This window comes from Amycolatopsis sp. NPDC058986 (assembly GCF_042741125.1).
Classification (GTDB): Bacteria; Actinomycetota; Actinomycetes; order Mycobacteriales; family Pseudonocardiaceae; genus Amycolatopsis.
The window spans coordinates 17,583-29,197 of sequence record NZ_JBHYJW010000089.1; the positions used below are offsets into that span (position 1 = coordinate 17,583).

11 protein-coding genes are annotated in these 11,615 nt (G+C 65.6%); 9 read left to right on the top strand and 2 right to left on the bottom strand.

Annotation, left to right across the window (positions count from 1 at the left end):
• Positions 1–86 precede the first annotated feature (86 nt).
• Together ACFW0G_RS42270 and ACFW0G_RS42275 are read left to right on the top strand one after the other, a co-directional pair.
• Entirely contained in the window at positions 87–671 is a 585-nt protein-coding gene (locus ACFW0G_RS42270; RefSeq protein ID WP_378331199.1) for an SLATT domain-containing protein, read from the top strand.
• 40 nt (positions 672–711) lie between these two features.
• Entirely contained in the window at positions 712–2,028 is a 1,317-nt protein-coding gene (locus ACFW0G_RS42275; protein WP_378331187.1) for a reverse transcriptase domain-containing protein, read from the top strand.
• Positions 2,029–2,123: 95 nt separating this feature from the next.
• Here the strand turns inward: ACFW0G_RS42275 and ACFW0G_RS42280 are convergent, their stop codons facing one another.
• A complete protein-coding gene (locus ACFW0G_RS42280; protein WP_378331188.1) occupies positions 2,124–2,933 on the bottom strand; it encodes a tetratricopeptide repeat protein in 810 nt (269 codons plus the stop codon).
• 1,298 nt (positions 2,934–4,231) lie between these two features.
• Here ACFW0G_RS42280 and ACFW0G_RS42285 point away from each other — a divergent pair.
• The 3 genes from ACFW0G_RS42285 to ACFW0G_RS42295 all read left to right on the top strand — a co-directional run bounded on the left by ACFW0G_RS42285 (position 4,232) and on the right by ACFW0G_RS42295 (position 7,212).
• Positions 4,232–4,624 (top strand): ArsR/SmtB family transcription factor, encoded by a 393-nt coding sequence (locus ACFW0G_RS42285; protein WP_378331190.1) that lies wholly within the window; start codon positions 4,232–4,234, stop codon positions 4,622–4,624.
• Between the two features lie 598 nt (positions 4,625–5,222).
• Positions 5,223–6,509, top strand: a complete 1,287-nt coding sequence (locus ACFW0G_RS42290; protein WP_378331191.1) for a sensor histidine kinase — start codon at positions 5,223–5,225, stop codon at positions 6,507–6,509.
• A 58-nt stretch (positions 6,510–6,567) separates the two neighbouring features.
• A complete protein-coding gene (locus ACFW0G_RS42295; RefSeq protein ID WP_378331200.1) occupies positions 6,568–7,212 on the top strand; it encodes a response regulator transcription factor in 645 nt (214 codons plus the stop codon).
• Here the strand turns inward: ACFW0G_RS42295 and ACFW0G_RS42300 are convergent.
• The gene (locus ACFW0G_RS42300; RefSeq protein ID WP_378331192.1) at positions 7,209–8,777 is read right to left on the bottom strand and encodes a long-chain-fatty-acid--CoA ligase; all 1,569 of its coding nucleotides are present in this window, start codon (positions 8,775–8,777) and stop codon (positions 7,209–7,211) included. The genes ACFW0G_RS42295 and ACFW0G_RS42300 overlap by 4 nt on opposite strands.
• Before the next feature lie 97 nt (positions 8,778–8,874).
• On the opposite strand from ACFW0G_RS42300, the gene ACFW0G_RS42305 reads away from it, so the two are divergent.
• The 4 genes from ACFW0G_RS42305 (at position 8,875) to ACFW0G_RS42320 (ending at position 11,508) form a co-directional block, all read left to right on the top strand.
• Entirely contained in the window at positions 8,875–9,537 is a 663-nt protein-coding gene (locus ACFW0G_RS42305; RefSeq protein WP_378331193.1) for a TetR/AcrR family transcriptional regulator, read from the top strand.
• A gap of 100 nt (positions 9,538–9,637) precedes the next feature.
• The gene (locus ACFW0G_RS42310; RefSeq protein WP_378331194.1) at positions 9,638–10,300 is read left to right on the top strand and encodes a TetR/AcrR family transcriptional regulator; all 663 of its coding nucleotides are present in this window, start codon (positions 9,638–9,640) and stop codon (positions 10,298–10,300) included.
• A complete protein-coding gene (locus ACFW0G_RS42315) occupies positions 10,224–11,144 on the top strand; it encodes an alpha/beta hydrolase (protein ID WP_378331195.1) in 921 nt (306 codons plus the stop codon). Before ACFW0G_RS42310 ends, ACFW0G_RS42315 begins: the two co-directional genes overlap by 77 nt.
• A 58-nt stretch (positions 11,145–11,202) precedes the next feature.
• Positions 11,203–11,508 (top strand): hypothetical protein, encoded by a 306-nt coding sequence (locus ACFW0G_RS42320; RefSeq protein ID WP_378331196.1) that lies wholly within the window; start codon positions 11,203–11,205, stop codon positions 11,506–11,508.
• The last annotated feature ends 107 nt before the right edge of the window (positions 11,509–11,615 follow it).

Genomic DNA, 11,615 nt, shown 5'->3' on the forward strand with positions numbered 1-11,615 from the left:
CTCGTTTCACGGGTGGTGATGATGTGATTTTCGGTCGGAGACGGCCAGTGGTCGAACCGCGCATATCTGAGGATGCGAAGGCGTCGATGCCTGTCGAAGATACTGCTCTTATTGAAGCGGTAAAGAGACTGGAAGCACGTTCTTTCAAGACGTACAGTGCACGTCTCAAAACTCACGAGCGACTTAGCCGGCGGAACACTGCTTGGAACGCTTCATTGGTCTCTCTGGCAACATCAACCACTATTGCTTCTGTCGGGCTGTTGGTCGAAAGGAATATGTACGGAACCCGCGGTGACAGTCTGATGGTCGCCTTGGCTATATTGTCACTTGTCGCATCACTTGTTGTCTCCAGCGTCAACTACGGGTCGCGAGCACGCGCAATGGAAGCCAACTATAAGCGAATACAACAGCTTTCCCTGGCTGCCGAAGGGTTCTTTGTTAGCGACAAGCCAGCAACGCGGCAGCGGTTTTTGGAGCTTGAGAAAGAGTACGGCATAGCGCTTGAGTCGTCGGAGAATCACTCCGAGGCAGACTACGCGCGGTCGGGCGGGCGCGTATCGAAACGAGTCACGTGGAGGGACACACTTATAACTGTGGCTCCCTACATAACGCTTGTCATCCCACTGGCTTTACTTGTACCTTTCGCGAAGTGGTTTATCGATGGCATTTAAGACGTTCGCCTCTTCGTTATTTAGGCAGACGACTGGCGTAATGAACCTCGTGTCCGTATACGAGAGACATGTTGAGGACGGGTCGGCTCGCGGTCGCGATGGGGTACATCCGAAGTCTCTGTCTGGAGACATCAGAGACGTATGCAGCCTTCTGTCGAAGAGGATCCGCGCGGGGGACTATCAGTTTACCCAATATCGCGAACACCTCATTCTGAAGGGAGCCAAAAAGGCTCCACGTATCATCTCAATTCCGTCAGCGCGCGATAGAATCACCCTGCGTGCACTGTCAGACTTTCTTGGACATATCTATCCAATGGCTCGCGGGGTTATCCCGCAGCTGCGCATTCAGCAAGTGTGCGAGGTTTTAGGTACCACTTCTTTCGATGCCTTTGTTCGAATAGATATTAAAGACTTTTACCCGTCCATCGACCACGCCGTAGCGCATGCCGCCCTGTCGAAAAGAATCCGAAAGCCAGAGATTCTGAAGGTGATAATGAGCGCGATAGCGACTCCTACGGTTCCCGATGGCGCAAGAAAGAGACCGCCGGACAGTCTTGGTGTGCCTCAAGGGCTGGCGATATCCAACATGGTTGCCGAGCTGGTTGCCTCATCCGTTGACGAGGCTATGCATAACGATGAGCGTTGCGAGTACTTCAGGTTTGTCGATGACGTACTACTTCTCTGCAAATACTCTGACGCCGAAGAGTTATTCCGCGAGGTTGCGGAGAAGTTTCGGCAGCAGGGGCTCGAAGCGCATGATCCTAGTCCGGGAGGGCATAAGTCTTCAATAGGAAAACTGGAGAACGGATTCGACTACCTAGGATACACTTTCACGGGCTCGAAGGTGTCCGTCCGCTCGTCCAGTGTGCGAAATATCGAAGCATCAATCGCGCGTTCGTTCACGAGATATAAGAAGACAAAAGGGAGAGGGCCTGAACGGCTTGCGGCGGAAGCAAAGTGTGAGTTTTACGTCAATCTTAAGATAACTGGTTGTATACACAAGGGTGTTGCGCGAGGTTGGCTTCATTACTTCAGGCAAATGAACGACCTTACGCTTCTGAAAGAGTTGGACGCTACCGTTACCCGATTTCAACGGCGCTTCATGTCCGGTAGTGGCCTTCAGCTCAAGAAGTTCATGCGCGCATATTGGGCGATTCGGCACCCGGACGGCCGCCATGCTGGCTATATCCCAAACTTTGACAACTGGACGACGGAAAAGAAGCATTCCGTGCTTCGCGAAGTATCAACTAACCTTGCTGTGCAGGATTACTCTGACGAAGAAGTGGAGCAAGCTTTCGAGCGCCTGATTGACAAGGCGGTATCTGAACTTGAGCGCGATATTGGATCTGTTTCGTAGTTTCAAGTCCTGACGCTGCGGCAAGTTCCTTGCTCCCGTACCAAGCGTGACCGCTGAAAGCAAGTCGAAACCAACAGATTTCGCTCCCCAAATCTTCATGATGCGTGGGTCGATGTCCTCGTGGACACTCCGAGGAGTCGTTCTATCCGTCGCTGCTGCCGAATAGAACCGATCTCGACTGCGAGTATGCTGGCTCGATCGGCATGTGAACGCCCTTGCTCACGCTCACCCATCGCATAGAATACACTGGCGAGATCGACGCGTAACGCTGTCTCGGCCCGTGTGAACGTCGGGTCAAGACGACTTAAGGCTGTCGAAAGGATATCGACGGCCCGGGGTTCGCCAATCCGAGCTAGCGCATGACCGCGCCACCGTGCCAGGTGTACCGAGTCGAGAACGACGTACGGCCCGTCTGCCACAGTCGCGTCAGATGGCAGCAATCCCGCCGCGCGATCAAATGCGCGCAGGCTTGCCGAGTACTGCCCGTCGGCCGCCAGGGCTTCGCCGTGCGCGGCTGCAAGCCACGCACGCAGGAGACGGTTACTGGTGCGCTGCGCTCGGCGCTCAGTTGTGTTCAGCAAGTCTACGGCTGAAGCAGTCTCGTTGACTTCGATTAGCACGAAGGCTTGTTCGGCGGCGCAGTGTAACTCGAATAACTGGTCGCCGGATTCGGCTGCAGCCGCTTTCGCTTGCTCGTAGAACTGCCAGGAGCTAGCAATTGCTCCCATGTCGAGCGCTTGCCATCCGGCAAGTGTGCCGCACTCAGCGTGTAATACCGCAAGCTGGCTGCGTACGCTGGGGGTCAAGCTGTGCGACCGCAGGCGCATTACCTGCCTAATCTTAGTCGCGACCTCGTCATGAGTAGTAGCCGCACCCAACTGGCGATCAAGCTTGCGGACTGCCATGAGCTGAGAATGGAGCAGGGCCAGCACCTCGACGTTAACTCGGCGGGCTGCGCTGAGCCGCTGTCGTAGCTCCTGCTCTCCTGCCTCAACCGGCTGAGTCGCGCCCGGTGGAGCGAGTAATTCCTCGATTGTGAGTCCTAGCATTCGCTCAAGCAGACGCGCTGTCGCCGGACGTGGGCGACCGATTGGCGTGCCGTCGGGCCGACGTCCAGCGGCGAGGCGCTTCAAGTGGCGTTCGCTGAGGGTGCCCGGCTCGCCAAAGCTGCGCGCGAACTCATCGGCGGCACGGGCGAACTCCGCCAGTGTCTGACGTCGCTCGCGGATCGTCTGCTCAAGGACGGTACGAGGCGGAGGACCTCCGACAGCATCAACAGCCAGCGTCTGCTCCTCCCCGCCGCCTGGTGCGCAGTGTGTCCCCACCATGTCCCTTGTCTGACCTTTCGATGATATGAGCGTTTACGGCACGCTGATTTCAAATACTACAGCTTGTCGGGCCAGGTCAGCGGGCAGAGACGTGCCACCTCAAGGAGGAGCGAGTGCCCGGTCTGGCCGGCGGTCTTGCGGAGAAGGGTTCCAGGTGAGCTACGAACGGCCAGGAGAGGTCGCAGGCCTCTATGTGAGCTGGCATCGGTGCATGCTCGACCGCCTTGACCATGCGGTGACCGACGACCGCTTTTTGGCAGGGGTGCGCGCACGACGCGGAGAGTACGAGGCGGTCTGCGGGCACGTGGTCGAGGTGGCGTCGGCGCTCCTGCCCCCCGCGCGGCCGTGTGCCCGGTGCCACGCGTCTCTGGGTGCGCTTGCGACCAGCGCTGAGCGGCCTGTTCAGCATCGACAACGTCGACGCGGGTTCTGGCGGCGGTTGACCGGTCGATCGTCGGTCCCGGCTGCTGCGGTTGGTCAAACACGGGTTCCGGCGGAGGCGGGTAGCGACATGACCGCGCCCGCTTCCGCCGGTCGCCACGCGCTACGGGAGACCCGATGACCGTGCGTGTGGTGATCGCGCGTCCGCGACCGGGGGTCGTGGGTGAGACGCGTCGGGTAGCGCATCTGTTCGAGATTCCTGCCGGGCAGGAGGTGCCGGAGACACTGACGGCTCTGTGTGGCGACGAGTTCGGACATGGGCAACTGGAGCTGCTGGAGAGGCCGAGTGGAATGCCCTGCGAATCCTGCCTGCGACTTTCACCTACGCCACACCCAGAGCTGCCGGGCGGCGCAGTTGATTGAGCGTGGCGCGCTGCAACGTTGCGCGCTGTTGAAGATTGGCGAACTCGAATTTCCCAGGCAACTTGGAAGGGATGTCCAGCCGGGTGAGTACGACCGGTGCGCCTGAGTCAGATCACGGCGGACGAGCCAAGCTCTCCGCCTGGGCTTCCGATCTTGACCCCAACCTCGCCGCACCCGTCCGCCTTTTCATCGTGACGTTGCTGGCGGAACGACGCTGGTGCGAGTTCGGCGCCGTCTGTCACGCTGTCGGGATCACTCCGCCGACCTTGTCGAACCACCTGGTTCAGCTTCGCGCGTACGGCTACGTCGAGATGCACCGCGACGCACGTCGGACGTGGATAAGGCTCACCGTAGGCGGGCGCGAACGACTACTGAACCACCTTGAGGCGCTGCAAGCCATCGTCGCCCGCGCCGCCGAGTTGTGCGGTCGGTTGCAAAGGGAGTCCCAAGCGGACGACACGTGACAGGTCGAGCGGTCTCCCGCAAAGCAGGGCTGAACAGCCGATTCGGCCGGGTGGGACGGCTTACAAGCAACCCGTCCCACCCGGCCGAAACTAAGCTTCCGCAGCTGGAGCCCACATTGGCTCCGTCCGTTCGATGGGACGGGCCACCGACCTTTCTGTCCAGCACGGGACAGGTCTGTTACTCAGAGGCGCTGGTCACGAGTAGGTAAACAATGTGCTGATCGCCTTGGGTGCGTTGGACGCACCGAACGCCACATTGGGGTTTTTTCATCCTGTTGGTGCGGTTTTGCTGGTGGGTGCTTTCCCGGGGGCTTGGTGGTGTGGTGAAGGGGTCCTTCGCGGCGCTGAGCGCCGGTAAGGAGGCAAGTCCGAGGGACGCCCTGGGTGCATCCACCGCACCCAGGGACGCCCTTGTCACACCCCAGGCGTCCTACAACACAACCGGCAACACACATACGGCCCCGGAATCCGTTAGTGAGAAAACCTCAGTGGGGCGCATGAGCCACGTCGCCCACGACGGGGACCTGCGGTTTCCCGCAGCCGGGAGTAGGGATAACCGGGTGGGCGCGGCCGGGGTGGCGACGGCAGACTTGGGGCCGTGACCAGCTCGTACGCGCCCTCGACCGCCCGCCAGGGCATCCCGCGGTGGCTCTTCGGCCGCTGGCTGAGCCGGGATTTCTACGCCGAGTACGCCTGGGTCTTCTTCTCCGCGCTGCTGTCGGTGGTATCGCTGGTGAGTGTGCTCGCCGGGTTCGTGCTCGGCGTCGCGCTGTCGCCACTGGTGGTCGGGCTGCTCGTGGTCAGCGGCGCCGTGCAGTACGCCCGGCTGCTCGGCGGCGCGCATCGGCGGCTGGCCGGGCGCATGCTGGGCGTCCGGGCTCCGGCGCCCCGGCGCGCGGAGCTGAAACCCGGGCTGTGGAACTGGCTGAAGGCCCGTGCCGGTGACCCGTTCGGCTGGCGGTCGATCGGCTATTTCGTGCTGCGGCTGCCGCTCTCGGTGATCGGCCCGTTCGTGCTGGTTTCCACGACGCTGTTCGGGTTCGCCGCCGTGACCTACCCGGTGCTGTGGCCGCTGATGGACGGCAAGCGCATGCCGGTGTTCGACATCTACAGCGAGACCTGGCCCGGCACCCTGGTGTGGGGAGTCTCCGGTCTGCTCATGCTCCTCGCGCTGCCGTGGCTGGTGCACGGGCTGGTCGCGCTCGACCGGCTGCTCGTCGTGGCGTTGCTCGGCCAGCGCGCGCTGTCCGAGCGGGTGCGTGACCTGGAGGAGAGCCGGGCCACCGCGGTCGAGGACGCCGCGCTGCGGCTGCGCCGGATCGAACGGGACCTGCACGACGGCGCGCAGGCACAGCTCGTCGCGCTGGCCATGCGGCTCGGCCTGGCCAAGGACGAGCTGACCGGCGACGCCGTCGACGTCGGGCAGGTCCGGGACCTGGTCACCGCGGCCCATGCCAACGCGAAGCAGGCGCTGACCGAACTCCGCGACCTCGCTCGCGGCATCCACCCGGCCGCGCTGGACGCCGGGCTCGACATCGCGCTGTCCACGCTGGTGGCCAGCTCCGGGATCGACGCGCGGATCGAGGTCGACCTGCCGCGGCGCCCGCCACCGTCGATCGAGACGATCGTCTATTTCAGCGCCGCCGAACTGCTCACCAACGCCGCGAAGCATGCCGGCACCCCGGCGCTGGCGACGATCTCCGAACACGACGACGTGCTGCGGCTGCGGGTGTCGGACGGCGGTCCCGGCGGCGCCCGGATCGTGGCGGGCGGTGGGCTGGCCGGGCTCGCCGACCGGCTGCGCACGGTCGACGGCGAGCTGACCGTCGGCAGCCCGGCCGGTGGGCCGACCACCGTCACCGCGGAGATCCCGCTGCCCCGCTGACCGGTGCCCGCTAGGGTCGAGGCCGACCGGACCATTCACCATCGGGGGCATCGACGTGCTGCGGATCGTCATCGCGGAGGATTCGACCATCCTCCGCCAGGGGCTCGTGGAGCTGCTCACGTTCCGCGGTCACGATGTCGTCGCGGCGGTGAAGGACGCCGACGCGCTGCGCGCCGCCGTGACCGAGCACCACCCCGATGTGTCCATTGTGGACATCCGGATGCCGCCGACGCACACCGACGAGGGCCTGCGCGCGGCGATTTCCCTGCGTGCCGAGCAACCGGGCTGCGCGATCCTGCTGTTCTCCCAGTACGTCGAGACGAAGTACGCCGCGCAGTTGCTGGCCGATCGGGCGGGCGGGGTCGGCTACCTGCTCAAGGACCGCGTCGCCGAGGTGTCGGACTTCCTCGACGCGCTCCGCCGGGTGTCCGAGGGCGAGACGGTGCTGGACCCGGAAGTGGTGAGCCAGCTGTTCGCCGCGACCCGCAGGACCGACGTGCTGGCCGACCTCACCCCGCGCGAACGCGAGGTGCTGGGCCTGATGGCCGAGGGCCGCTCGAACGGCGCGATCGCTTCGGCGTTGTTCCTTTCGGCCGGTTCGGTGGAGAAGTACGTGACGAGCATCTTCGGCAAGCTCGGCCTGCCACAGTCCGAAGAGGACAATCGCAGGGTGCTCGCCGTGTTGCGCTATCTGGACTCCTAGACCTGTTTGCCGCGTCCGGCCCAGTACGGCGAACGGAGCGTGCGCTTGAGGATCTTGCCGCTGGGGTTGCGGGGCAGCGCGGGCACGAAATCGATGGTACGCGGGCATTTGTAGGCGGCGAGGCGTTCACGGGTGAACGCGATGATCTCCTCCTCGGTCGCCGTCGCGCCCTCCTCGCGCACGATCACCGCCTTGACCGACTCGCCCCAGTGCTCGTCCGGGACGCCGATCACCGCGACCTCCGCGACGGCGGGATGCTCGACGACCACACGTTCGACCTCGGGCGAGTAGACGTTCTCGCCACCGGTGATGATCATGTCCTTGACCCGGTCGGAGACATAGAGGAACCCGCCGTCGTCGACGTGCCCGATGTCGCCGGTGCGCAGCCACCCGTCCGCCACGATCGCTTGCGCCGTGTCGTCCGGTTTGCCGAGGTAGCCGAGCATCCGCTGCGGCGAGCGGAACCAGAACTCCCCCGCCCGCCCGGTTCCGACGTCCTCGCCGGTGGCCGGGTCGACGACCCGCAGTTCGGCGCCGGGCACCAGCGTGCCCGCCGATTCCAGCCGCTCCGGGCGGGCGGCGTCGCGATGGGCCTCCGGGGTGAGCGTGCTGATCACCCCAGCCAGCTCGGTCTGACCGTAGACCTGCACGAAGCCCGTCGCGGGCCAAGCGGCCAATGCCTTGCGCAGCAAGGGAAGCGGCATCGGGGCCGCGCCGTAGACGAGGTATTTCAGCCCGGCGAGCGCCTTGACCGCCTCCTCCCCGGCGGCGAACACGCCGGAGATGACGGCGGGCACCAGGAACGCGTGCGTCGCCCCGGCGGCGAACGCGGCGAACAGCGAGGCCGGGTCCGGCTCGCGGGTCATCGTGCTCGGCACCCCGGCATGGATCCCGAACAACGCGTAGCAGGTGCCACCGACGTGGAACAGCGGCATCGCCACGAGGTTGCGGTCGCCCTCGGCGAACGGCAGCACGGGACCGACGTTGACGGTGTGGGCGACGATGTTGCGATGGGTCAGCATCACGCCCTTGGGCCGTCCGGTGGTGCCCGAGCTGTACATCACCAGCCACAGGTCGTCCGGCCCGACGCCGGGGCTCTTCCCGGCGGGTTCGGCGGCCGCGAGGAACGCCTCGTAGGCGTCGTTCTCCCCACCGACCACGATCACCTTCGTGACGCCGGTGAGTTCGCCGCGGATCCGCTCGATCGCGGGCAGCAGTTCCGCGCCGGCGAACAGCACGGTGGCCCCGGAATCGTTGAGCACGTAGTCCAGCTCGTCCCCCGCGAGCCGCCAGTTGACGACGGCGTTGACCGCGCCGAGCAGCCCGGCGCCCAGTGACACCTCCAGGCAGGCGGGATTGTTCTTGTCCAGGAAGGCGACCCGGTCGCCGTGGCCGATTCCCGCGCGCTTCAGGGCTCCGGCCACCCGCCTGACGCGGTCGTACCACTGCGCCCAGCTCCACCGGTTCCCGCCGTAGGCCAGCGCTTCGGCGTCGGGCTTGACCTCGGCCCAGTGCGCGAGCGCGTCGGTGATGAACTCAGCCTCCGGCGGTGCCGCTGCCGTCATGATGGACCCTTCCTTCCCGGTCCCCCGCTTCAGAATCACACTGACCGCGCGTACGGTCAATGGTGTCGTGCCGGTTCGTGGTGGAGGTGGCGGAGAGATGCGGGGCCCTGGCAGGTCGGACGAAATCCTCGCGGTGTTCACACGCAACGTGGCCCGCTACGGTTACGACGGCACGAACTTCAGCGAGATCGCCGCGGAGCTGGGCATCTCGAAGGGCACGATCGTGCACCACTACGGCACCAAGGACCGCCTGCTCGCCGCGCTGCACGAGTCCTACATGCGGCGGCGCCTCGCCGAGGCCGAGCTTCTCGTGGAGCGACTCGGCTCTCCCGCCGAACGGCTGGCCGGGCTGCTGTACGCGTTCATGCTCTACCAGGTGCACGACCGGGACGCGACCGTCGCCTTCCAGCGCGAGATCGTGCGCCTCGCCGACCAGCCGGCACTGGCCGGAGGCGTCCGGCTGCGCGCCGAATACCTCGACCTCGTGCGCGGGGTCATCGAGTCCGGTGTGGACAGTGGGAAGTTCCGCCGTTCCAACCTGAACGTGCAGAGCCTGCTGGTGTTCGGCTCGGCGCAATGGGCGTGGACCTGGTTCGACCCGGACGGCCCGCAGTCCGCCGAAGAGGTCGGCGCCGCGCTCGTGGATCTCGTGCTCGGCAGCCTGCTGGTCCGCCGCAGCGGCCTGGCCTCCCTCGCCGATCCGGCGGGCGACGTCGTCCGGATCGTCCGGAAGTGTCTCCTCGCCGCGGAAGCGGCCTGAATCTCCACGACACCGCCTGCCCGCACCGCCGCACATCGATGGAGGACTCGCCAGGGACATGATGTGTACGATACGGTATCGTACACATCGAGGAGGCGCCGTGGTCCGGGGAATCGAACGAGAGCAGGCGATCCTGGCCGCGACGCTGGCACTGCTCGGCGAGGTCGGCTACGCGGCGATGACCATCGACGCGGTGGCCGCGCGGGCGCACGCCAGCAAGACGACGATCTACCGCCGCTGGAGCGGCAAACCCGCACTGGTCAAGGCGGCGCTGGACAACCTCGACGCCGAGGTGGCCGACCCGCCCGACACCGGCACCCTGCGCGACGATCTCCTCGCCGCACTGCGCGCGTCCTGCGCCCGCATCGACGACCAGCACGCGGTACTGATGACCGGCCTGCTCCACGCGATGCGGCTGGAACCCGATCTCGCCGACGCCCTGCGCTCGCATGTGGACAACGAGGAGTCGTCCCCGTTCCGGCTGATTGTCACCAGGGCCGCCGACCGTGGCGAAGTGCCCGCCGGCGCCGATTCACGGCCGGCGCACCGCGTGGCCGAAGGGCAGATCCTGCGGCACCTGCTGCTCGACCGCCCGCTCGACGAGGACTTCCTGACCGCCCTGGTCGACGAACTCCTCCTCCCCCTGCTCACCCGCCATTTCCCAGCCGACCCCGGGAGCCGAGCCGATGCCCAGTATCCGAGCACGCCTGCTGGCCGCCGCGGTCGCGGCACTGCGCGTGCACACCGTGTTCGACGGTCCTGAACGGACCCGCCGCTCGATCGCCGGTGATCGCCGCAAAGGCCCCACGGCACCTTCGGCGAAGATCCGGGCACGCTTTTCCGTACACGAGGAGGAGTTCTCCGGACACCGCGTCCACGTCGTGGCCCCGCGCGAGGGCGGGTCTCGCACGCGGCGAGTGCTCTACCTGCACGGCGGCGGCTGGACCATGTCGATCACCGATCCCCACTGGGGCCTGATCGCCACCCTGGCGCGGCGTCTGGACTGCGCGGTCACCGTGCCGTCGTTCCCGCTGGCGCCCGAGCACACCGCCCGCGAGACGTTCGCCATGCTGCTGCCCTTCTACGCCGACCTCGCCGCCCGCACCGGCGAAGGCGAGTTGACGGTGATGGGCGACTCCTCCGGCGGCAACCTGGCGCTGTCGCTCGCCATGCAGGCGCGGGCGGCCGGTCTGCCCCAGCCCGCGCGGCTCGTGTTGCTGTCCCCGTGCGTGGACGCCACTTTCGGCGATCCCGAAATCGCCCGCCTCGACCGCCGGGACCCGATCCTGCCCGCCCGCGGCCTGCCGGGGCTGGGGCGCGCGTACGCCGGCGACCTCGACGTGCGCGATCCGGTGGTCAGCCCCCTCTTCGGGACACTGGACGGACTCCCGCCGATCGCGATCTTCACCGGCACCCGGGACGTCCTCAACGCCGACGCCCACCGGCTGCGCGAGAAGGCCGAACGCGCGGGGATTCCCTTGGCCTGGCACGAATATCCCGAGATGCTGCACGTCTGGCCCCTCTTCCCGATCCCGGAGGCCAGGCACGCTCTCGACCACATCGAGGCGTTCGTCACGGCAAGTCCTTCTCCGGAGATCCACACCTGAGGAACGGCGGTTCGCCGCCACACTGCCGAGCACCGGACGGCCAGCTACCGTGATGGGGGTGAACAGACTTCCCGTGCGCAATGCGGGCGACAGGGCGCTCTGCCTGTTTCTGGAACCCGGCGGCGAGGATTACTGGATAGCGCCGGGAAAGGCTCTCCTCGTCCTGCCCACGGCCGAGGGCATCGACGCGCAGTTCGACGTCACGGTCGGGCCCGATCTCGTGAGTGTCCGGATCCACGAAAGCGACGACTGCACCAAGGTCGTCCTCGCCTACCGGGTCACCGACGAGCACGGCGCGACGGTGGAATGCGGCCACGGGCGGCCGAGTGAGCACCCCCGGCCGCCGGAACCCGTAAGCGGCTAGGGCGTGTCTGACAATGCTTTGGTCCAGGTGATTACGGCGTGTAGGACCACTGCGGATCGGTAGACGATGGCGAGCTTGTCGTAGCGGGTAGCCAGGCCACGCCACTG